At 70.3% G+C, this 22,287-nt stretch carries 21 protein-coding genes; 15 read left to right on the top strand and 6 right to left on the bottom strand.

The features are described from left to right. Window positions 1-17: 17 nt before the first annotated feature. From phnX to phnD, 5 genes are read right to left on the bottom strand one after another with little or no spacing between them, the layout of a single operon-like run. Window positions 18-920: a phosphonoacetaldehyde hydrolase gene (gene phnX / locus FHT38_RS02165; RefSeq protein WP_183489467.1), complete on the bottom strand. Its 903-nt coding sequence runs from the start codon at window positions 918-920 to the stop codon at window positions 18-20. After that, entirely contained in the window at window positions 917-2,020 is a 1,104-nt protein-coding gene (gene psrA, locus FHT38_RS02160; RefSeq protein ID WP_183489464.1) for an iron-containing alcohol dehydrogenase PsrA, read from the bottom strand. Before psrA ends, phnX begins: the two co-directional genes overlap by 4 nt. Window positions 2,021-2,057: 37 nt before the next feature. Next, entirely contained in the window at window positions 2,058-2,903 is an 846-nt protein-coding gene (gene phnE / locus FHT38_RS02155; RefSeq protein WP_221213727.1) for a phosphonate ABC transporter, permease protein PhnE, read from the bottom strand. Beyond that, complete coding sequence (gene phnC, locus FHT38_RS02150; RefSeq protein WP_183489460.1) at window positions 2,900-3,784, bottom strand: phosphonate ABC transporter ATP-binding protein; 885 nt, start codon at window positions 3,782-3,784, stop codon at window positions 2,900-2,902. Before phnC ends, phnE begins: the two co-directional genes overlap by 4 nt. Next, the gene (phnD, locus tag FHT38_RS02145) at window positions 3,781-4,671 is read right to left on the bottom strand and encodes a phosphonate ABC transporter substrate-binding protein (protein ID WP_183489457.1); all 891 of its coding nucleotides are present in this window, start codon (window positions 4,669-4,671) and stop codon (window positions 3,781-3,783) included. Before phnD ends, phnC begins: the two co-directional genes overlap by 4 nt. Before the next feature lie 451 nt (window positions 4,672-5,122). Here phnD and FHT38_RS02140 point away from each other — a divergent pair, with 451 nt between their 5' ends. The 14 genes from FHT38_RS02140 to FHT38_RS02075 all read left to right on the top strand — a co-directional run bounded on the left by FHT38_RS02140 (window position 5,123) and on the right by FHT38_RS02075 (window position 20,830). Further along, the gene (locus FHT38_RS02140) at window positions 5,123-5,989 is read left to right on the top strand and encodes a LysR substrate-binding domain-containing protein (RefSeq protein WP_183489454.1); all 867 of its coding nucleotides are present in this window, start codon (window positions 5,123-5,125) and stop codon (window positions 5,987-5,989) included. Window positions 5,990-6,152: 163 nt separating this feature from the next. Then, entirely contained in the window at window positions 6,153-7,880 is a 1,728-nt protein-coding gene (locus FHT38_RS02135; RefSeq protein WP_183489451.1) for an ABC transporter permease subunit, read from the top strand. Window positions 7,881-7,890: 10 nt separating this feature from the next. After that, a complete protein-coding gene (locus tag FHT38_RS02130) occupies window positions 7,891-9,216 on the top strand; it encodes a nitrate/sulfonate/bicarbonate ABC transporter ATP-binding protein (RefSeq protein ID WP_183489448.1) in 1,326 nt (441 codons plus the stop codon). A 110-nt stretch (window positions 9,217-9,326) separates the two neighbouring features. Next, the gene (locus FHT38_RS02125) at window positions 9,327-10,190 is read left to right on the top strand and encodes a HEAT repeat domain-containing protein (protein WP_183489445.1); all 864 of its coding nucleotides are present in this window, start codon (window positions 9,327-9,329) and stop codon (window positions 10,188-10,190) included. A 63-nt stretch (window positions 10,191-10,253) separates the two neighbouring features. Beyond that, entirely contained in the window at window positions 10,254-11,804 is a 1,551-nt protein-coding gene (locus FHT38_RS02120; protein WP_183489442.1) for a Fic family protein, read from the top strand. 3 nt (window positions 11,805-11,807) lie between these two features. Continuing rightward, the gene (locus FHT38_RS02115; protein ID WP_091721103.1) at window positions 11,808-12,722 is read left to right on the top strand and encodes a LysR substrate-binding domain-containing protein; all 915 of its coding nucleotides are present in this window, start codon (window positions 11,808-11,810) and stop codon (window positions 12,720-12,722) included. Window positions 12,723-12,817: 95 nt separating this feature from the next. After that, window positions 12,818-14,497, top strand: a complete 1,680-nt coding sequence (gene mdcA, locus FHT38_RS02110) for a malonate decarboxylase subunit alpha (RefSeq protein ID WP_183489439.1) — start codon at window positions 12,818-12,820, stop codon at window positions 14,495-14,497. A gap of 63 nt (window positions 14,498-14,560) precedes the next feature. Continuing rightward, complete coding sequence (mdcC, locus tag FHT38_RS02105; protein WP_183485014.1) at window positions 14,561-14,884, top strand: malonate decarboxylase acyl carrier protein; 324 nt, start codon at window positions 14,561-14,563, stop codon at window positions 14,882-14,884. Beyond that, the gene (locus FHT38_RS02100; RefSeq protein WP_183489436.1) at window positions 14,881-15,858 is read left to right on the top strand and encodes a biotin-independent malonate decarboxylase subunit beta; all 978 of its coding nucleotides are present in this window, start codon (window positions 14,881-14,883) and stop codon (window positions 15,856-15,858) included. The genes mdcC and FHT38_RS02100 overlap by 4 nt, the downstream gene beginning before the upstream one ends. A gap of 75 nt (window positions 15,859-15,933) precedes the next feature. After that, window positions 15,934-16,635: a biotin-independent malonate decarboxylase subunit gamma gene (locus FHT38_RS02095; RefSeq protein WP_183489433.1), complete on the top strand. Its 702-nt coding sequence runs from the start codon at window positions 15,934-15,936 to the stop codon at window positions 16,633-16,635. After that, on the top strand, window positions 16,632-17,324 hold the full coding sequence (gene mdcG / locus FHT38_RS02090; protein WP_183489430.1) for a malonate decarboxylase holo-[acyl-carrier-protein] synthase: 693 nt from the start codon (window positions 16,632-16,634) through the stop codon (window positions 17,322-17,324). Before FHT38_RS02095 ends, mdcG begins: the two co-directional genes overlap by 4 nt. Then, window positions 17,321-18,223 (top strand): triphosphoribosyl-dephospho-CoA synthase MdcB, encoded by a 903-nt coding sequence (mdcB, locus tag FHT38_RS02085; protein ID WP_183489427.1) that lies wholly within the window; start codon window positions 17,321-17,323, stop codon window positions 18,221-18,223. Before mdcG ends, mdcB begins: the two co-directional genes overlap by 4 nt. Before the next feature lie 18 nt (window positions 18,224-18,241). After that, window positions 18,242-19,204, top strand: coding sequence for an acyltransferase domain-containing protein (locus tag FHT38_RS02080; RefSeq protein WP_183489424.1), 963 nt, complete (start codon window positions 18,242-18,244; stop codon window positions 19,202-19,204). A gap of 255 nt (window positions 19,205-19,459) precedes the next feature. Beyond that, window positions 19,460-20,830, top strand: a complete 1,371-nt coding sequence (locus FHT38_RS02075; RefSeq protein WP_183484996.1) for an SLC13 family permease — start codon at window positions 19,460-19,462, stop codon at window positions 20,828-20,830. A gap of 183 nt (window positions 20,831-21,013) precedes the next feature. On the opposite strand, the gene FHT38_RS02070 is transcribed toward FHT38_RS02075, so the two are convergent. Then, window positions 21,014-21,412, bottom strand: coding sequence for a DUF3331 domain-containing protein (locus FHT38_RS02070; RefSeq protein ID WP_183489421.1), 399 nt, complete (start codon window positions 21,410-21,412; stop codon window positions 21,014-21,016). 88 nt (window positions 21,413-21,500) lie between these two features. On the opposite strand from FHT38_RS02070, the gene FHT38_RS02065 reads away from it, so the two are divergent. Further along, window positions 21,501-22,151: a TetR/AcrR family transcriptional regulator gene (locus FHT38_RS02065; RefSeq protein ID WP_147241369.1), complete on the top strand. Its 651-nt coding sequence runs from the start codon at window positions 21,501-21,503 to the stop codon at window positions 22,149-22,151. Window positions 22,152-22,287 lie beyond the last annotated feature (136 nt).

Here is a 22,287-nt window from a genome sequence, read left to right as displayed (position 1 = left end):
CGCCCGTTCGGGAGGGATCAGGGCTGCTCGCCGCGCGCCATCCGGGCCTCGATCTCCGCGAGCGCCCGCGGCAGCTGCGCGACCGAGTCGATCACCAGGTGCGCGCCCGAGGCCGTCAGCCGCCGCGCCGCGGCGTCGCGGCGCGCGACGAGCTCCGCGTCGGGTAGCGCCTGCAGCTGCTCGAGCGTCAAGCCGGTCTCGTTGCCCGACAGGCTCAGGCCCACCGTCCACATGCCGGCGCGCCGGCCTTCCTCGATGCCGGGCGTCGTGTCGTCGACCTTCACGCAGGCGCGCACGTCGCCGATGCCCAGCGCCAGCACGTTGGCCAGGGCCATGAACGGGCCCGGGCGGCCGCCCGCGGCCAGCTCGTCGCCAGCGACGACGTGGTCCGCCCAGACGCCATCGGCCTTGGCCTGCGGCAGCAGCACGTCCATCACCTGGCGCGGATAGCCCGAGCACGAGCCGATCTTCAGCCCGGCGCCGCGCAGCGCGGCGAGCACCTCCACCGCGCCCGGGATCGGCGCCGAGTAACGACCGACATGCGCGATCTGCATCGGCATGAAGCGCTCATAGATCGCGTCGATGTCCGCGTCGCTCGATGCGCGGCCGAAACGCGCGCGCCATTGCGCCTGCAGGCCGTCGTCCTCCAGCAGCGTGCGGATGTGGTCGCGCTTGGACAGCCCCATCGGGCCGCGCGCCTCGTCCAGCGTCAGCGTGATCCCGAAGGTCGCGAAGGCGTCGACGAAGATCTGCGTCGGCGCCAGCGAGCCGTGATCGACCAGCGTGCCGGCCCAGTCGAAGATCACCGCCTGCAGGCGCGAATGGCGCCGGGCCTCGGCGGTCGTGGCGGTCGACGCGCCGTGGCTCGTCGAGTCCGTCGAATCCGTTGAAACAGGGGTGGCAATCGAAACGTCGTTCATGCGAGGGCCTGGATGAAGTTGCGTCCGCGAGGGCCGCGCAGCGCTTGAGCGACGCGCGCGTCCCAGTCGTCGGGGGAGATGCCGTAGTCGGCGGGATCGGTGGACACGCCCAGCGCGGCCAGGAAACGTTCCAGCGCGGCGACCGCGCCGTCGGCATCGACCGCGTCGAAGATCGACAGCAGCCGCGCGTCCAGCGCCGCGTCGCGCCCGAAGGCCAGGCGCATCACGCGCGGCAGGCTGAACGAACAGGCGATGCCGTGCGCCGTGCCGCGCGTCAAGGTGATGTCGTAGGACAGCGAATGCGCCAGCGCGGTCCGGGTGTTGGAGAAGGCCATGCCGGCCTGCAGCGCCGCGACGGCCAGCGCCTCCCGCAGGTCGAGCCGGCGCGGCTCGCGCAGCAGCGCCGGCAGCGTCGCGACGATCGCCCGCGCGGCGCTCGCCGCCAGGCTGGAGGACACCGGATTGCGATGCACGTTCCACAGCGCCTCCAGCGCGTGCGACAGCGCGTCCAGTCCGCTGGCGAGCGTGGCGCCCACCGGCAGGCTCACCATCAGCGACGGATCGACGATCGCCGCCTCCGGCCAGGTCCAGGGCAGGTGCAGCGAATGCTTGCGGCCGCGCGCGGCGTCCCACAGCGTCGCCCAGGGCGTGACCTCGCTGCCGGTGCCGGCGGTGGTCGGCACCGCGATCAGCGCGCGATGCGGCGCATCCGCCGACAGCGGCGCCGCCTTCGGGTCGACCAGGTGATCGAGCAGTTCATCGAAGCGGCCCGAGGGCGTCGCCGTCAGCATCGCCTTGGCGCAGTCGATGCTGCTGCCGCCGCCCAGCGCGATCACGCAGCGCGCGCCGCGATGCTCGCGCCAGAGTCGCTCGTACAGCGGCGCGAGCCAGCGCAGGTCGGGATTGGGGCGGATGTCGGTCTCGACCGCGACGAGGCGATCGCCGAGCAGCTCGCGCACCCGGCCGACGAGACCGAGCGCGTCGGCCTCCGGGAAGGCGATCAGCAGCGCGTCGCGCGCGCCGACCAGGCGCGGCAGTTGCGCCAGCGCGCCGTTGCCGGCCCGCACGTCGACGGGGTTGTGGAAGGTCCAGGGGGTCATGGGCGGGTCCTCGCGCTCGATGACGGTCAATGCCTGCTCAATGCCGGCCGGCATCCTGGATCGCGCGGCGCAGCCGGCTCGACACCAGGTCGGCGCTGACGACCATCGCCGTGATCACGAGGATGCAGGTCGCGGTCTCGGGATACTTGAAGAGCTTGAGGCTGCCCACCAGCTCGAAGCCCAGCCCGCCCGCGCCCACCATGCCCAGCACCGTCGCCGAGCGCAGGTTGACCTCGAAGCGATAGAGCACCACCGCGATCCAGGCGGTGATCACCTGCGGCAGCACGCCGAAGGCGATCACCTGCAGCGGCCGGGCGCCGGTGGCGCGCAGCGCCTCGAGCGGACCGTCGTCGATCTCCTCGATGGCCTCGGCGAAGAACTTGCCCAGCATGCCGGCGCCATGCACCGCCAGCGCCAGCACGCCGGGGAACGGTCCCAGTCCCACGGCCGACACGAACACCAGCGCCAGGATCAGTTCATTGATGCTGCGCGTCACGTTCAGGCCCTGGCGGGTGAGGTGATACAGCCAGCGGGGTCCGTGCAGGTTGCGCGCCGCGAGGAAGGACGCCGGGATCGCGCCGATCACGCCCAGCAGCGTGCCCCACACGGCGATCTGGACCGTCTCCAGCGCCGGCGCCCACAGCCGCTCCAGGATGCGCCAGTCCGGCGGCCAGGTGCGGCCGAGGAAATCGGCGATCTGCGGCAGGCCGCTCGCCAGCTCGGCCGGGCTCAGCTGCGCGCCCCGGGCGCTCCACTGCAGCGCCCACAGGCCCGCGACCATCAGCGCCAGCAGCTTCGTCCAGCCGCCCGGCGTGGTGGGTAGCGCCACCAGCCAGCGGGTGCGATCGCGGGCGGCGCGGTCCACAGCGGTCATCGTCGTCATGCGGTTCTCCAGGTCGGGGCGGTAGCGGCCGGCGGCGCCGACGCGGCCATCGAGGCGATGCGCTCCGGGTCATTCGCTGGCGCATTCATCGAGGCATTCACCGGCACGTTCACCGGCGCGATCAGCTGCAGGCCCGCCTGCGCGGCGCTGCCCGCGTAGAGCGCCTCGAGTTCCGCCTCGGAGAGCTCGCGCGGCAGCCGGTCGAAAAGCACGCGCCCCTGCGAGAGCCCGACGATGCGATCGCCGAATTCGCGCGCGTAGTCGACCTGGTGCAGGTTGCAGACCACGGTGATGCCGAGCTCGCGGCAGGCCTGCTTCAGGTAGCCGAGCGCCTGGCGGGCGGTGTGCGGGTCCAGGCTCGCGACCGGCTCATCGGCCAGGATCACCTGCGGTTGCTGCGCCAGCGCGCGGGCGATGCCCACGCGCTGCATCTGCCCGCCCGACAGCGCGTCGGTGCGCGACGCCGCCTTGTGGGCGAGGCCGACGCGGTCCAGGCAGGCCATGGCCAGCGCGATGTCGGACGCGCGGAACAGCTGCAGCACCGAGCGCCAGACGGCCATCGCGCCGAGCCGCCCGCTGAGCACGTTCTTCAGCACGCTGAGCCGCAGCACGACCTGGTGGTGCTGGAACACCATCGCCACGCGCCGACGCAGCTCACGCAGCTCCGTGGCACGCGCAGCGCCACGCGCGTCCAGGCCGGCGATCGTCATCGTCCCGCCGTCGGCCTGGACCAGGCGGTTCATGCAGCGCAGCAAGGTGGACTTGCCGGCGCCGGACGGGCCGAGCACCACCAGGAACTCGCCGGGCCGCACGTCCAGGTCGACGCCGCGCAGCACGTCGTTGTCGCCGAAGCGCTTGGTGACGCCACGCAGTGCGATCACTTCATGCCCCGCAGGTCGAGCTTGAGCACCTTGGCGGTGTCGCGGACCACGTCGTAGGCGGCGTCGCTGGTCGGCTGGAAGCCGTTGAGAACGCCCTGGTCGCCCCACTTCACGTCCTTGAGATTGGCCAGCGCCTTGGCGAGCTTCTCCTTGAGCGCTGGATCGAGGTCCTTGCGCCAGACCATCGGCGATTCGGGAATCGGCCTGGAGGACCACAGCACGACGAAGTCGTCCTGCTTGACCGTCCCCTTGGCGACCGCGCCGTTGAAGATGCGGTCCGCGACAGCGGCCGCGTCAACCTTCCTGTTGGCCACCGCCAGGATGCTGGCGTCATGCGAGCCCGAGAACACGACGCGGCCGAAGTAGGCGTCCGGGTCCAGGCCCGTCTGCTGCAGTCCTGCCTTGGGGAACAGATGGCCGGAGGCGGAACTCGGATCCACGAAGGCGAAGTTGCGGCCCTTGAGCTCGGCGACGCTGCGCAGGCCGCTGTCCTTGCGGGCGAGGATGACGCTCCGGTAGGCGCTCTGGCCGGTCTTCTTCGTCACCGCGACGGAGAAGGCCTCGACCTCGGCCACCGAGCTCGCCAGCACGTAGGAGAACGGGCCGAGGTAGGCCACGTCCAGCTTCTTCGCGCGCAGCGCCTCGATGACGCCGTTGTAGTCGGTGGCCACGAAGGGCTTCACCGGCATGCCCAGCTGCTGCTGCAGCGCGTCCAGCACCTGCCGGCTGGACTCGATCATGGCCTGGGAGTCCTCGGCCGGGATCAGGCCGATGGTCAGCGCCCGCGGCTGGGCCGATGCGTGCCGCGGCAGGCCCGCGCAGACGGTGAGGACCAGGGCGGCACCCAGTGCGGCGCGGCGCGCGGCGGAGAAGCGGGGATGGGACATGGCGGCATCCAGGAGTGGTGAGCGAATGCCGGCACTCTATGAATCCAACATGACAGCAGATCCATCGATCCCATGTTGATTTCTCGACCGAAGCATTCATGCGATCTATGGATCGTCCGCTCGGTCTCTCCGACGATCGGCCACGCCTCCTGCTCGTAGGTCGGCCGTGCCGCGAGGGCCCCGGGTCGCGCGACCGGCGTAGAACAGGGCGTCGCCACGCAGGCCGTCGCGCCTCTGGCTGAGGTCGCACTGCTGCGAGGCCTTGTAGTAGTCGAAGCTCGCGCACCAGGACCTGCGCGCGTCAGCCAGACAGGCCGAAAACGGGTGCGGTTCATGGGCACTCCAGGTTGGGTTGAGGGGGAACTGCCCACGCAGCGTAGGAACGTCACGTGACCGTCACTCGATCGAATCAATATGGCCAACCGCAAGAAATCATCGAGAGCGTCTATACATGTCCGCCGCCAAGCTCCGCGCCTTCCTCGCCGTCGCCCGCCATGGCAGCTTCAGCGCGGCGGCGCGGGCGCTCGGGCTCTCGCAGCCAACCCTGACGACGCAGGTGCAGGGCCTGGAGCAGCAGCACAAGGTGGAGCTCTTCCACCGCCGCGGCCATCGCATCGAGCTGACCAGCGTCGGCCACCAGCTGCTGCCGATCGCCCGGCAGCTCGCCGCGCTGGAGGTCGAGGCCTACAACCTGCTGCATGACTGCGGGGAGCTCACCCGGGGGCAGCTCAAGCTCGGCGCGGTGGGTCCCTTCCACGTCATCGAGATGGTCGACGCCTACCGCCAGCGCTATCCCAAGGTGGACGTCTCGATCCGGCTGGGCAATTCGGCGCAGGTCTTCGGCGACCTGGAGAACTACGTGATCGACGTCGGCGTGCTGGCGCGCTTCCACGACGCGCCGGGCTTCGAGACCATGGCCTACGCGCGGCACGCGATCATCCTCTTCGTCCACCTCGACCATCCCTTCGCCGCGCGGGAGCATGTGTCGCTGCGGGAGCTGGCCGAGCAGCCGCTGCTGCAGCGCGAAGCCGGATCGAGCACGCGCCGCGCGCTCGAGTCGGCGCTGCGCCAGGCGGGCATCACGCCGCGCGTCGCGATGGAGATCGGCAGCCGCGAGGCGCTGCGCGAGGCGGCCGCGCGCGGCATCGGCATCGGCGTCGTGTCCGAGGCGGAATTCATCCCCGACGCGCGCTTCCGCCCGGTGCGCATCGAGGGCGACCCGGCCTTCACCGAGACCCATCTGTACTGCCTGAAGGAGCGCCGCGACAGCCTGCTGCTCGGCTCCTTCTTCGAGGTGGCGCAAGGCCTGCGCCGCTGAGGCGCAGGTAGCGCGCGGGTAACGCGCGGGTCGCGCGCGGCCAGACAGCGGACAGACAGTGGACAGGTTTCTGAAGGCCGCCGCAGGCATCCTGCGGACCTTCGCGCGGGGGGCCCCAGGGGGTCGTCTGTTCCCTGGAATCCATGTAGAGAAGAGAGCGCGCATGGACCGCCGCCAATTCTTCCCCCGCCCCGTGGTCGAGGCGGGCACCAATCGCTGGGACTGGGCGCTGCTGCCGCTGGTGCTGGGCCTGCTCGTGCTGCTGGCCTACGGCGCGGCGCAGATGACGCGTCCCTTCGCGCTGGGCGATCCGCTGCCCTTGTCGCTGGACCCGTCCCACCTGCCCTACTACCTGCTGCGCACCAACCTGCGCATGCTGGCAGCGATGGTGCTGGCGCTGCTCTTCAGCGCGGTCTTCGCGGTGCTGGCGGCCAAGGTGCGCGCCGCCGAGAAGGTGCTGGTGCCGATGCTCGACATCCTGCAGTCCATCCCCATCCTGGGGTTCCTGTCGATCACGGTGACCGGCTTCATCGCGCTGTTCCCCGGCAACCTGCTGGGCGTCGAGTGCGCGGCGATCTTCGCGATCTTCACCTCGCAGGCCTGGAACATGGCCTTCAGCCTCTACCAGTCGCTGCGCACCGTGCCTTCGGAGCTCGACGAAGCGGCGCGGGTGTTCCAGCTCTCCGGCTGGCAGCGCTTCTGGCGGCTGGAGCTGCCCTACGCGATGCCCGGACTGCTGTGGAACATGATGATGTCGATGTCGGGCGGCTGGTTCTTCGTCGTCGCGTCGGAGGCCATCTCGGTCTCCGACCAGAGCATCAAGCTGCCCGGCGTCGGCTCCTACATCGCCATGGCGATCGAGGCGCGCGACCTCGGCGCGATCGGCTGGGCGATCGTGGCGATGCTCGTGGGCATCGTGCTCTACGACCAGCTGGTGTTCCGGCCGCTGGTCGCCTGGGCCGACAAGTTCCGCTTCGAGGACAGCGGCACCGACAACGCGCCCAACTCCTGGATGCTGAACTGGCTGCGCCGCACCGCGTTCACGCGCCGCGCCGCGGCGTGGCTGGTGGACCGGCTCGAGGGCAGCCTGGTCTGGTTCCGCCGGCACCATGACGGCACCTCGATCCGCGCGCGCCCGCGCATCGCCGTGGCCGCGTGGCAGCGCGCCTGGGATGCGGTGCTGGCCGCCGCGGTGATGGTGGCGCTGTACCAGCTGGTGCGCTTCGTCCATGCCGAGGTCGGCTGGTCCGAAGCGGGTCATGTGGTCGGCCTGGGCCTGGTGACGCTGGCGCGGGTGCTGGTGCTGATCGCGCTGGCGGCGCTGGTGTGGGTGCCGGTGGGCATCTGGATCGGGATGAATCCGCGCTGGTCCGGCCGCCTGCAGGCGGTGGCGCAGTTCCTGGCGGCCTTCCCAGCCAACCTGCTGTTCCCGGTGGTCGTGGTGCTGATCGTGCGCTGGAAGCTCGATCCGGACGTGTGGCTCTCGCCGCTGATGATCTTCGGCACGCAGTGGTACCTGCTGTTCAACGTCATCGCCGGCGCGTCCAACATCCCGGCCGAGCTGCGGCACGCCGCGCGCAACCTGGGCCTGAGCGGCTGGCTGAAATGGCGCCGCTACCTGCTGCCGGCGGTCTTCCCCAGCTTCGTCACCGGGGCGATCACCGCCAGCGGCGGCTCGTGGAACGCCAGCATCGTGGCCGAGTACGTGTCCTGGGGCGACACCACGCTCAAGGCGCATGGCCTGGGCAGCTACATCGCGGAGATGACGGCCAAGGGCGACTTCCCGCGGATCGCGCTGGGCATCGGCGTGATGTGCGTCTTCGTGATGGGCCTGAACCACTTCGTCTGGCGCCGCCTGTACCGGCTGGCCGAGGACCGCATGCATCTGTGAGGAGCACCGCATGACCGCATCCATCATCGAACTCCATGGCGTCGGCAAGCGCTTCCGCTCGGCCGACGGGCATCCGCGGCCGGTGCTCGCGGACGTGGACTTCCACCTGCGCGAGGGCGAGATCGTCGCGCTGCTGGGGCAGTCGGGCTCGGGCAAGAGCACGCTGCTGCGCATCATGGCCGGGCTGGTGCCGGCCGATGCCGGCCAGGTCCGTTATCGCGGACAGCCGCTGTCGGGCCCGGCGCGCGGCATCAGCATGGTGTTCCAGTCCTTCGCCCTGTTCCCCTGGCTGACGGTGCAGCAGAACGTCGAGCTGGGCCTGGAGGCGCGCGGCGTGGCCAAGGCCGAACGCGCGGTCAAGGCCGAGGAGGCGATCGCGCTGATCGGCCTGTCGGGCTTCGAGGGCGCCCTGCCGCGCGAGCTGTCGGGCGGCATGCGGCAGCGCGTCGGCATCGCGCGCGCGCTGGTGACGGAGCCGGACGTGCTGCTGATGGACGAGGCCTTCTCGGCGCTGGACGTGCTGACCGGCGAGCGGCTGCGGGAGGACATCCTGGAGCTGTGGGACGGCGGGCACATGCCGACGCAGGCGATGCTGGTGGTGTCCCACAACATCGAGGAGGCCGTCATGATGGCTGACCGCGTGCTGATCTTCGCGAGCGATCCCGGACGCATCCGCTGCCAGCTGTCGGTGCAGCTGCCGCGACCGCGCGATCCCGAGAGCGCCGACGTGCGCGCGCTGATCGACGAGGTCTACGCGCTGATGACCGCCGGCGCGGCGCGCCCGACGCGCGCGGCCGGCACGGTGGATGCGGCGGTCGCCCCGGCCCCGCTGGCCGAGCGCCTGCCCGCCGCCGACGTGGCGCGCATGGACGGCCTGCTGGAGCTGCTGGCCGATCCGCCCTTCGACGGCCGCGCGGACCTGCCGCAGCTCTGCGAGGAAGCCGGCCTGCCCGACGCGGAGCTGCTGCCGGTGGCGCACGCGCTGGCGCTGCTGGGGCTGGCGCAACTCGACAGCGGCGACCTGCAGCTCACCTCGCTGGGCCGGCGCTACGTCGAGGGCTCGCATGGCCTGCGGCGCGATCTCTTCGGGCAGCAGCTGGTCACCCACGTGCCGCTGATCGCGCACATCCGCCACAGCCTGGAGCAGGAGCCCAGCGGCGAGATGCCCGACAAGCCGGTGCTGCGGCTGCTGAGCGAGCACCTGGACGATGCCGAGGCCGGCGCCGTGCTGCAGACGGCGGTCAGCTGGGCGCGGCATGGCGAGGTGTTCGAGTACGACTACAACACCGGCGCGCTGCGCCTGCCGACCGGCGAAGAGGAGACCGCGACGCGGTGAGCGGTCGCCGGCCTCGCCAGGAGGCCGGTGGCCCTTGCCACCGGGATGAGCGTCAGGCGCGCGGCGCCGGGCTCGGTAGAGTCGGGGCTCCGCGACTGCGAGCCGCCCCGATGAAGCGCACCGCCCGCCCCCGTTGGAAGTCCCTCGGTGTCGATCGCCTGCTGCGCCATGCGCTGCGGCACTGGCACGCCGACGAGGGCTGGCGCGCGATCGAAGCCCTGCAGCGACGCGGATCGCCCGCGCTGCTGGCGCGGGTCGTCGCGCTGTGCGCGAGCCCGAACGTCCGGCGACGGGCCGTGGGCGTCTCGATCGCCGCGCAGCTCAGTCGCCGCACCCCGGCTGGGCTCGCCCTGTACGCCGAGGAGGAGACGCAGCGCCTGCTGCTGCGCGGCTTGGCCGATCCGCATCACGACGTGGTCCGCGCGGCGGTGGGCGGGCTGGGGCTGCGGCCGCATGGCGAGAGCGTTCAGGCGCTGCTGCGACTGGCCTCGCATCCCGACGCCAGGATGCGCTGGCAGGTCGCGGTGGCGCTGGGGTCCTACGAGGAACCCGAGACGATCGCGGGGCTCATCCGCCTGAGCGCGGACCCGTCGGACGAGGTGCGCGACTGGGCCACCTTCGCGCTCGGCTCGCTGCGGATGGAGGACTCGCCGGAGATCCGCGCGGCGCTGCGGCGCAACCTCGACGACACCGACCTCGACGTGCGCGGCGAAGCGCTGGTCGGCCTGGCCCGGCGGCGTGACGACGGCATCGTCGAAGCGCTGATCAAGCGGCTCACACCCGATTGCCATGTCTATGAACTGGATGCCGCGGAGGCCCTGGCTGATCCACGGCTGATCGCGCCGCTGCAGGCGCTGACGAAGGCCGCCAGCCCGTCATCAACGGCCGCGTACTGGCAGGCGCGGCTGGATGATGCGCTGGAGTCCTGTTGGGGTCCGATCGTGGGCCGACCTCAGCCGGAGACCTCGCTATAGCGGATTTCTCCGGATGCACGGTTTCTCTAGCAAAATGCCTGATCCTCTAGCGGATTTCACGTGATGGCCGACGTCCACATCGGGTTTCAGCGACTGGCAGAGCTGCATCAGCTTCGGCTCGTGCAGCCGTTGTTCACCCGGAGCCGGATCGGGACACGGCTCCAACGCGAAGAAGCGGGCGGGCGCGAGCTTCGGACATGGACATCCAGGTACCAGCCCGAGGACAACTTCGCTGGACATTTCGAGTTCGGTCTGAAGTACGAACGCTTGAACTTCGAATTCTTCTCCCGGCTCTTCGCCGTGCTCGATCCCGAGGAAGTCGCGGCTTGGATACGCAGGGAACCCACAGGTCTCTATGCGCGGCGAGCCGGCTTCCTCTTCGAGTGGTTCACTGGAGCTGTTCTTCCGGTGCCGGATTGCCGCTCGACGGTGGGCTATGTCGACGCCATTGCCGGGGATCTTTACCTTTGCGCTGCAAGACCTGAACGCAATCGCCGTTGGCGCGTCAACGACAACATGCCCGGGATGCCAGCGTTCTGCCCACTGGTCTTCCTGGGGCCTCCCGAACAGCGGGACTGGGACTACGACGTCCAGACCGGCGTCAAGAACCTGGACGACCTCTACGGCCCAGAGATCCTGTTGCGCAGCGCGACGTGGCTGACCTTCAAGGAATCGCGTGCCAGCTTCGCCATCGAGCACGAGGCCGACAAGGAGGATCGCGTCAAGCGATTTGCCTCCGTCATCCAGGAATACAGCGGACACATGGACGATGCCATGTCGCCTGCCAACCTCGAAATCCTCCAGCGGGCGGTGCTCGGCGAGGCGGCGCTGCGCATTGGCATCAGGCAGTCTCCCGTGTTCATCGGAGAAAGCACGTTTCGCGGCCAGATCGTCCACTACATCGCGCCATCCGAGGACTTGGTTGAACCGATGCTGACGGCGTTGCGCGAACTCGAACTCCGCACGCGCGGCGTTGGAGGCGTCGCGCGTATCGCCGCCATCTCTTTCGCCTTCGTCTACCTGCACCCCTTGGCCGACGGCAACGGTCGGGCACACCGCTTCCTGATCAATCACCTGCTGGCCATCGACGGTCTCGTCCCGCCCAACATCGTCGTGCCCATCTCGGCCACCATCGCCGGCAGTGCCCGCGCGCGGGCCGAGTACGACCACGTGCTCGAAACCATCTCCAAGCCCTTCATGAAGCGATACACCGACAGCTATCGCTTCGGGGACCTTCGCACTTGCGTCGATGGCGTCATCACGGATTTCGAGTTTCTGGAGTCCGGCGATGCCATCCACGCCTGGCGGTACCCCGACCTCACGGCGCACTCGCACTACCTGGGTGGCGTGCTGCGCCAGACCGTCGAGCACGAGATGGCCGAGGAGGCCCTGCTGCTCCGGCGGAACGATGAAGCGCGCGCTGCCATCAAGCGCGTCATCGAGATGCCGGACCAGGATGCCGACCGGATCATCCGGTCGCTGAAGGAGAGCAACTGGGCCGTCAGCGGCAAGTTGCGCAAGAGCCTGCCCCAGTTGTTCCAGGAGGGCGGCAAGCTTTACGAACGCCACGCGCGTCTGATCGACGCGGTCAAATCCGCCTTCGAAGGCACCTGACCCATGCTCCCCCGCATCAGCGAAGAGATCACCTTCCGCAAACTCGAGATCCTGATCACGTTCCTGGAGAGCGGCAGCCTGGCGCGCGCCGCGGAGCGGCTGGGCACGAGCGCGGTCAGCGTGCACCGCGCGCTGCATTCGCTGGAGGCCGGCACGCGCTGCGCGCTGTTCCGGCTGGAGGGCCGCAACCTGCAGCCCACCGACGCGGCCCATGCGCTGGCCGACGTCGCCCGCGAGATCCTGCAGCGCATGGACGAAGGCATCAATGCCACGCGCGCCATCGCCGGCTACGGCGCCGAGCGCATCCGCATCGGCTCGCTGTACTCGCTGACCAGCGGCACCGTGCCGTCGATGATCATGGCGCTCAAGGCCCGCAAGCCCGAGGTGCAGGCCGAGCTGATCCTGGGCTCCAACTCCGACCTCACCCAGCGCCTGCGCGACGGCACGCTCGACGCCGCCGTCATGGGCCTGCCCGAGTCCGCACCGGAACTCGAGACCCACGCCCTCTTCGACGACGACGTCTTCTTCGCCGCGCCGGCCCAGTCGCCCTACGCCGCGCTCGCCGCCATCGACCTGCGGGACTGCGCCGAGGAGCGCTTCGTCAGTCTGCAGGAAGGCTTCGTCACCTACAGCCGCTTCGTCGACGCCTTCCGCATCGCCGGCTTCGAGCCGCAGATCGTGATGAAGACCAACGACATCTTCTCGTTGATGAACCTGGTCGGCGGCGGCATCGGCTGCACGCTGCTGCCCGGGCGCGTGCGCGCCGTGCTGCCGCCCAGCGTCCGGCTGATCCCGCTCCAGGAACGCTACGCGGTGCGCCAGACCATCGCGCTGTGCTTCCTCCGCGCCCGCGAGCGCGACCCCAACCTGCTGGCCCTGCTCGCCGCCAGCCGCACGCTGCGCCTGGGCGGGCACTGAGCCGTCCCGGACGGCCTCGATCATTCCGCTGCGCGTAATCGTCAGGCGCGGCGGTTGATTGATCGGGCACGGCGGTGCCCGTACCGTCCGTGCCCATGGACCGCATCAACCTGGACACCAAGGCCCGCGACCGCGCCGCGCGCATCGGCGCGGCTCGCGAGGCGCTCGGCACGCGCCTGACCGGCAAGCAGGTCGAGACCGACGCCATCGTCGACCTGCTGCACGCGGTGCTCAAGCCCGGCGACCGCGTCTGCCTCGAAGGCAACAACCAGAAGCAGGCGGACTTCCTGGCCAAGGCGCTGGTGCGGCTGGACCCGGCCCGCATCCACGACCTGCACATGGTCCAGTCGGTGCTCGCCCTGCCCGAGCACCTGGACGTCTTCGAGCGCGGCATCGCCGGCCAGCTGGACTTCAGTTTCTCCGGCCCGCAGGGCGCGCGGCTCGCCAAGCTGCTGTCCGGCGGGCGCGTGCGCATCGGCGCGATCCACACCTACCTGGAGCTCTTCTCCCGCTACTTCGTCGACCTCACGCCCAAGGTCTCGCTGATCGCCGCGCACGCCGCCGACGCGCTGGGCAACCTCTACACCGGCCCCAACACCGAGGACACACCGGCGATCGTCGAGGCCACCGCGTTCTCCGGCGGCCTGGTCATCGCGCAGGTCAACGAGCGGGTGCCCGACGGCACGCCCCTGCCCCGCGTCGACGTGCCGGCGGACTGGGTCGACTTCGTGGTGCAGGCGCCCACGCCCAACTTCATCGAGCCGCTGTTCACCCGCGACCCGGCGCAGATCAGCGAGATCCAGGTCCTGATGGCGATGATGGCCATCAAGGGCATCTACGCCGGGTACGGCGTGCAGCGGCTCAACCACGGCATCGGCTTCGACACGGCCGCGATCGAGCTGCTGCTGCCGACCTACGGCGAATCGCTCGGCCTGAAGGGCAGGATCTGCCGCCACTGGGCGCTGAACCCGCACCCGGCGCTGATCCCGGCGATCGAGGCGGGCTGGGTCGAGTCCATCCATTCCTTCGGGTCCGAGCTCGGCATGGAGGACTACATCCGCGCGCGCTCGGACGTCTTCTTCACCGGGCCCGACGGCAGCCTGCGCAGCAACCGGGCGTTCAGCCAGGCCGCGGGCCATTACGCCTGCGACCTGTTTATCGGCTCGACGCTGCAGATGGACCTTCTGGGCAACAGCTCGACGGCGACGCTGGGCCGCATCGCCGGCTTCGGCGGCGCGCCCAACATGGGCGCCGACGCGCGCGGGCGCCGGCATGCGAGCCCGGCCTGGCTGAAGGCCGGCGAGGAGGCCCGCAGCCATCGCAGCGGCGCGGCCGCGACGCCGCGCGGGCGCAAGCTGGTCGTGCAGATGGTCGAGACCTTCCGCGAGCACATGCAGCCCGCCTTCGTCGAGCGCCTGGACGCCTGGGAACTGCAGCGCCAGGCCGGCATGGACCTGCCGCCGATCATGATCTACGGCGACGACGTCACCCACGTCCTCACCGAGGAGGGCATCGCCAACCTGCTGCTGTGCCGCAACGACGAGGAGCGCGAACAGGCGATCCGCGGCGTGGCCGGCTACACCGCGGTCGGCCTGGGCCGCGACCGCCGCGCAGTCGAGCAGCTGCGCGAGCGCGGCGTCATCCGGCGTCCCGAGGACCTGGGCATCGACCCGCGCGACGCCACGCGCAACCTGCTGGCCGCGCGCGGCATGCGCGACCTGGTGCGGGCGTCCGGCGGTCTGTATCGCCCCCCGAAACGCTTCCGCAACTGGTGACGCCGCCGGACCGCGCGAGACGCCCCCGACGCCACGACGCCACGCCCCACGACGAGGACTCCCATGACAGCCATCCCACCGGGTCTCGAGACCCTGGACTTCCGCTTCGCCGGCACGCGCGCCGTGCCGGCCTTCGCGCCGGTGCTGGTCGGCGTGGTCGGCTCCGGCAACCTCGAGGTGATGCTCGAGCCCGGGGACGGCGGCGACTGCGCGGTGCATGTGCAGACCTCCGCGCGCGGCTTCGCGCCGGTCTGGCAGGCGGTGCTCGACGACTTCCACCATCGCCACGACCTGGCCGGCGTGCGGGTGTCCATCAACGACATGGGCGCCACACCCGCCGTCGTCAGCCTGCGCCTGGATCAGGCGGTGCGGGAGCTGCGGCCATGACGGCGACGACGCCCATCGCCCGCGCAAACGCCGTGGCCGCGAGCGCCGCGTCCACCAGCGCCGTGGCCGCGAACTCCTACGCCGAATGCAGCGCGCGCGAGCGACTTGCACAGCTGCTCGATCCCGGCAGCTTCCACGAATGGCTGCCGCCCGCCGAGCGCGTGATGAGTCCGCACCTGGCGCAGCTTGGCGTTCCCTCCGCCTTCGACGACGGCGTGGCGATCGGCCGCGCGCGGCTCGACGGACGGACCGTCTTCGTCGCCGCGCAGGAAGGCGCCTTCATGGGCGGTGGCGTCGGCGAGGTGCATGGCGCCAAGCTCGTCGGCCTGCTGCGCCGCGCACTGCGGGAGCGGCCCGCCGCGGTGCTGCTGCTGCTCGATTCCGGTGGCGTGCGACTGCACGAGGCCAACGCGGGCTTGATCGCGGTCTCCGAGGTGATGCGCGCCGTGCTCGATGCGCGCGATGCCGGCATCCCGGTGATCGCGTTGATCGGCGCGGCCAACGGCTGCTTCGGTGGCATGGGGATCGTGGCGCGCTGCACCGATTTCGTCGTCATGAGCGACCTCGGCCGCCTGGCGATGTCGGGGCCGGAGGTCATCGAGGCGTCCCATGGGGTCGAGGAATTCGACGCGCGCGATCGCGCGCTGGTCTGGCGCACCACGGGCGGCAAGCATCGTTGGTTAAGCGGCGACTGTGACGCGCTGGTGGAGGACGAGGTCGCCGCGTTCCGTCGCGCGGCGATCGACGCCATGGACGCGCTGCCCACGGCGCGCGCCGTGACGCTAGAGGCACTCGAGGCGGAACACGCGCTGCTGGCGCGGCGGTTGGCGCTGCTCGATGCGCCGGTCTCCGGCGACGACGCGCTGGCGCTGTGGCGCCGGCTGGGTGTCGAGGACGCCGCGAGCGTGCCGGACCTGGACGTGGCCGAGGTCGTTGCGTTGCGCACCGGCGCGGCCGTCCCCGAGAACCACTGAGCCGATGTGCCGCTGAGCCGATGTGCCGATGTGCCGACGTGCCGATAAACCGCTGAACCGCAAAGGAGTTCGAACATGGACTGGAAGACCTTGGCCGAGGCGCTGTTCGGCTCGGACCGCGGGCTGACGCTGGACGGCGAACTGCTGCACGGCGAAGTCGCGCTCGACGATGAACCGCTGACCGTCGTCGGCACGACCGGGCATGCGCCGATCGGCGTTCGGCTCGCACTGGCGCAGGCGCGCGTGGTGCTGGACACCGTGGCCCGCCATCCGGGCCGGCCGATCCTGCTGTTGATCGACACCCAGGGACAGCAGTTGCGGCGGCGCGATGAGCTGCTGGGCATCAACCGCGCGATGGCCCATCTGGGCATGAGCATCGACCTCGCGCGCCGGCGCGGGCATCGCGTGCTGGGCCTGGTCTACGACCAGGCGCTGTCGGGCGGCTTCATCACGTCGGGCCTGATCGCCGACGCCTGCGATGCGCTGCCGCAGGCGGAGATCCGCGTGATGCGCATTCCAGCGATGTCGCGGGTGACCAAGCTGCCGGAGGCGATGCTGACCGGGCTGTCCCGGACCAACCCGGTCTTCGCGCCGGGCGTCGAGAACTACGTCGCGATGGGCGGTGTGCGGCGCGTGTGGACCGGCGACCTGCGGGCCGCGCTGCGCCAGGCGCTGGCCGATGCGCCGACCGAGGACCGCCGTGCGCTCGATGGCGCACAGCGCGGCGGTCGCCGGCTCGCTGCGGCCGTGATGGACCGCGTGCTGGAGGCGCCATGACCCGCCTGCATCGACATCAACTCGTGCATCCGTCGCCCGCGGCCTGGGAGCGCCTGCGCGCGGGCGCTCGCGACGCGGTCGAGCGGGAATGCATGATGCTGTGGGCCGCGCGTGGCCTGCCGCTGGTGGTCACGCAGCAGCGCTGCGACGCCGGCCCGGCCGTCGACTCGACCGCTGGCGGCATCGCGACGGGCCTGTCCGCGCCGCTGCGCTGGGAATCCCGCCGGCTTGGCGTGATGCTCGCGCGGAGCGAGGTGCTGTTCTTCGACGAGTTCCCCGTCGCGCGCGCGCTGACCAAACTGCTGCCCGCCGCGGCGCGGCCCGCGTGGGATCGGCTGTGCCGGTCCGCCGCCGCGGACGGCGTCCAGTCGCGCGTCTACGGCAGCTACGGCTGGCAGGCCTTGACCGGCATGGCGCATGTGCGTGCGGATTCGGATGTGGACCTTTGGGTGGGCGTCCAGGATGCGGCCCAGGCCGACACGATCGCCGCGTTGCTCGCGCGCACCGAGATCCCCGGGCTGAGGCTTGATGGCGAGCTGATCTTCGACGGCGACACCGCGGTGTCGTGGCGCGAGTGGTTGACCTGGCGCGCCGGCGGCAGCCGCTCGATCCTGGTAAAGACCGTCAGCGGCAGTCGACTGGCCAGCGATCTGGGCGAGATCGTCCGCGACATGAAGGTGGCGGCATGAGCGCGCCAGCGCAGCAGAGGCCGCTGGGCCGGCGCCCACGCGACGCCGACGCGATCCTGGCGCCCGTGGCCCGCGACCTCGGCCACGCCGCCGCAGCCGCGCTGTACGACGAGCTGGCGCTGTCGCCCAAACCGGGTCTGGTCACCCTGATCAGCAACGGCAGCCATGACGACATGGACGCGAGGACCTTCTTTCGCAGCATCGCCGCGCTGCGCGGCTACTTCGTCCGGATTGCCAGGCTGGGCATGTCCGGCGCGGACTTCGAGGCCCTGGAGCGAGCCGGCATCGAGGCCGAGGCCCGCATGCTCGCGGCGACCGGAGGCATCAACACCCATCGCGGCGCGATCTTCCTGCTGGGGCTGCTGTGCGCAAGCGCTGGCGCGCTCGTCGTGGCCGGCCGACCGCTGACGCCGGCGGCGCTGCGGGCGATGCTCGTCGAGCGTTGGGGCGCGGCGCTGCATCGGCGCGCGCAGCGTCCGTCGATGTTGCCCGGCGGCATGGCCGCGCGGCGGCACGGGCTTCGCAGTGCGTCGGAAGAAGCGGCGCTCGGATTTCCCGCTGTCTTCGACGTGGGCGTGCCCGCGATGCGGTCGGCGCGCACGCGCGGCCTGTCGCACGAGCGCGCACAGCTCGACACCTTCTTCCATTTGATGGCTGCCCTCGACGACAGCAACCTCGCGCATCGCGGCGGCCTGGAGGGTCTGCGATTCGCGCAGCAGACGGCGCGCGGATTCCTCGCCGACGGCGGCGCCGCTCATCCCTTTGCCACCGCACGGGCTGAGGCACTCGGTCAGGAATTCGAGGTGCGCCGGCTATCGCCCGGCGGCTCCGCCGACATGCTGGCCGCCGTCTGTTGGATGGTTCGCATCGGCGCGGTCGATGCGGTCGACGGCCGGTGAACACCTCGGGCAGTGCTCGTGAGCGTCGCGATCGTCTTCAGCGGGCAAGGCCACCAACATCCGGCGATGCTGCCGTGGTTGCGGCATGACGCGGCGATCGCCGCGATGGCGGCACGGCTCGACGTCGACGACTGGCGAGGCGCGCTCGCCGACGAGGCATGGGCTCACGCGAACCGACATGCGCAGGTGCTGATCACCGCGACCGCGGTGTCGGCCTGGACTCAACTCCATGCGGCGTTGCGCGTCACGTCAATCGAGGTCGACGCCCTCGCCGGTTACAGCGTCGGCGAGCTTGCCGCCTGTGCGGCGGCCGGCGTGTTCAGTCCAGAGCGAGCGGTCGCGCTGGCGGCGCGTCGGGCCGCGCTCATGGATGCCGCGGGCAGCGTGGGACGCGGTGGCCTGTGCGGCGTCACCGGCCTCGGCGCGGCCGCGGTGGACGAACTCCTGCACGGCTCGGCGGTGACCGTCGCCATTCGCAATGGCGAGGATTCGGTGGTGATCGGCGGTCCGCTCAGCGACTCGCATGCACACGGACCTGGGGCGATGCCTCCGTCGGACGGGTCGCTCGACGCGGCCGAAGCCGCGCTGACTGAACGCGGCGCGCGCTGCACGCGCCTGGCGGTCACGGTGGCGTCGCACACACCGCTGATGCGGACAGCCGCCAAGGCTTTCGCCGTCGAGCTGGCAGGCGCGGCGATCGACGCGCCCACGCTGCCGGTGTTCGACAGCGACGGCAATCGCAGTTGGACCGCCGAGCAGGCGCGTGACGGGCTGTCGCGGCAGATCGCCACGACGGTGCGATGGGATGCGGTGATGGACCAGTTGGCGGCGCGCGCGCCGTCGTGCGTGCTGGAGATCGGCGGCGGCCAGGCGCTCGCTCGGCTCTGGCAGCGGCGTCATCCGGCGATCCCCGCGCGGTCGGCGGACGAGTTCCGCACCGTCGACGGCGTGATCGCGTGGATCGAGCGTTGCAACACCTGAGCGGGGATCAGCGAATGGCAGCCAGCGGTCGACGGTCGACGGTCGACGGTCGGCGATGCGACATGCGAGCAGTGAGCGGTGAGCGGCGACCTGCGCGCGGGTTCACCCTCGATCGTTGCGGCGCGCGTAACGGTCCGCTTGGGAGCTTGATTGAAGCAGGCTCGCGCGCTGGATACCGTGCGACCCGATGAGAAACCGATGAAGAACGGAGCGGCCGGTGCTCGACATGCCGGACCGCCTCAACAGGAGACAGCGATGACCACACACTGGATGTCGATCCTTCCGCTCGGGGCCATGTTCGTGGTGGCCACCGCCCTGCCCATCAACATGGGCGTGCTCGCCTTCGTCGGCGCATTTCTGGTGGGCACGCTGGTGGCCGGCATGAGCGCGAAAGCGATCATGGCCGGCTTCCCGGCCGAGCTCTTCCTGACGCTCGCCGGCATCACCTACCTCTTCGCCCTCGCGCAGAACAACGGCACGATCGACTGGTTGGTGCGACTGGCCGTGCGCGCGGTGCGGGGCCGCATCGCCGCCATCCCGTGGATCATGTTCCTGGTGGCGGCGCTGCTGACCTCGGTCGGTGCGGTCAGCCCGGCGGCGGTGGCGATCATCGCGCCCATCGCGCTGGGCTTCGCGGCCCGCCACGGCATCCATCCGCTGATGATGGGCCTGATGGTGATCCACGGCGCGCAGGCGGGTGGGTTCTCGCCAATGAGCATCTACGGCGGCATCACCAACAAGATCGTCGCGAAGGCGGGGCTGCCGCTCAGCGAGGTCACCACCATGCTGGCCAGCTTCGGCGTGAACTTCGCGGTCGCGCTGGGGCTGTTCGTGGCGCTGGGCGGTTTGAAGCTGATGCGACGGGGCCGTGTCGAGGAGGACGGCGAGCTGGCGCCGATTCCTCCGGTGGCGCGCCCGCAGGGTGGGCCGCAGGTCTTCGGCGGTGCGGAGGCCGAGTCGTATGGTGAAGGGCGGCGTGTCGCGGCGAGTCGTTCGTCGATGCTGGGCCAGGTGCAGACGCAGACTTTCCAGGCCACGAGCGTGCATCAGGTCATCACGGCGCTGGGCCTGGTGCTGCTGGCGGTGCTGACGCTGGGCTACAAGCTGGACATCGGTTTCGTGTCGATCACGATTGGCCTGGTGCTGAGCCTGATGCAGCCGCGGCTGCAGAAGAGTGCGCTGGGCCAGGTGTCGTGGCCGGAGATCATGTTGATCGTCGGCGTGAGCACGTATGTGGGCGTGATGGAGAAGATGGGGACGATCGACTACGTCGGTCACAGTGTCGCGAACCTGACGTCGCCGCTGATGGCTGCGCTGCTGCTGTGTTTCGTGGGCGCGGTGGTGTCGGCCTTCGCGTCGTCGACGGCGGTGCTGGGCTCATTGATTCCGCTCGGTGTGCCGTTCCTGACGGGAGACAACGCCGGCATGGCGATTGGTTTCATCGCTGCGATGGCGGTGTCCTCGACGATCGTCGACGTGAGCCCCTTCTCGACGAACGGTGCGCTGGTGCTGGCCAATGCCAAGGGCATGGACCGCGACCGCTTCTTCCGCATGTTGCTGCTCTACGGCGCTGCCGTGACGGTGATTGCCCCGATCGTCGTCTGGTCCCTCTTCGTCCTGCTCTGACCACCGCAGTCCGTCGGGTGCTTGGCCGGGGCCGCCGGCGAAGCCGAAGCTTCGTCAACTGACTGGGGCGCCGTCTGTTTGAGCAGAGCGAGCCGAAGGTGAGCGTCGCGAGTTGGCGCCCTGAGCTTCGGCTTCGCCGGCGGCCCCGGCCAAGTACCGAGCTCCTCGCGCTGTACGCCCCGATCAAGCGTCCACAAACGCCGCCGCGATCATTTCCCCTGCGTTGATGGGTGACGGCTCATCGACCCTCGGTGTGTAGATGAGGTCCCCCGCGCGAATGCTGGCGCCGCTGAGCACGCAGATGCCATCGCGTTTGGACGGCACCATGTCCCAGATTTGATAGCCGTAATGGCAGGCGCCTGCGTCGGACCACGAGATGGCGGCGGTGCGCGGCGTGGGTCGGTCGAGGACGTGGATGGTGGGGGGAGGCCGCAAGGAGAGGCTGGTGCTGTCGTGGTTGCGGTTGGAGCGGGACTTGGAGGTTGGGGGGTGAGGCGTATCGGGCACGCCGCCGTTCCCGAGCCAAGACACCGTGCGCAGCCAACCCTCGCGCGTTGGATCGTTTGCCAGATTGCTGTGCATGCCGCACCGCCTTTCACGTCCGCCGACAATCGACGTCGAAGCCTGAAATAATTCAACGGGTGATGAATATAACAAAGGCAGCCAGCGCATGAACAAGACCCCAAGGACCGTCGGGGCGCCGCGGCGTCGCGGACGGCCGAGCGCGGATTGCGCCCGCGGCGCCGATGAACTGCTGCGCGTCGCGCGGCGCACCTTCGCGCTGCGGGGATATGAAGCCACCAGCGTCCGTGAGATCGCGCGCCAGGCCGAGGTCGATCCGGCGCTGATCGCCCATCATTTCGGATCGAAGGAAGCGCTGTGGCTCGCGGTGGTGGAGCAGATCAGGGAGCTCCTCGAGCCGATGCTGGAGACGACGGCGGCGCTGCGCGCCGACGCGTCGCTGGGACCGCGGCAGCGGGTCGAGCACTGCCTGCTGGCGTTCATCGACCGCGTCTTCGAGCACCCGGACATCGGCATCTTCTTCTCGACGGCGGCGACCGAGGAAGGCGAGCGGCTCAACGTGCTGGTCGACGTGATGGTGCGGCCTTTCCACGCCGTCTGCCTGCCGCTGTTCAGCGACGCGATGGATGCCGGCGAGCTGCGCCGCTGCGATCCGGCGCTGCTGTTCTCGGTGCTGATGCAAGGCATCAGCAAGACGGTGGCGTATGCGCATGTGCTGCGCGCGGTCTCCCCGCTGCCGGACGACCCGGGCCGCTTCAAGCGCGAGCTCACGGACGTGGCACTGCACCTGCTGCGCTGATCGCACGATTGCTCAAGCGGGGCGATGTGTCGCTGTCGCCAGTGCGGTGATGTGTCCTCGCGCATCGGATCGTCTTTCCTTCCCAGGCCGGATACACGGGCATACGAAAGCCGTATCGCCCATCGGCCCGCGCTCG

It is taken from the genome of Mitsuaria sp. BK041, assembly GCF_014193085.1.
In the GTDB taxonomy this organism is placed as follows: domain Bacteria; phylum Pseudomonadota; class Gammaproteobacteria; order Burkholderiales; family Burkholderiaceae_C; genus Roseateles.
Note: the sequence above shows the minus strand (reverse complement) of the source record. Positions and strands in the feature narration are given on the sequence as shown.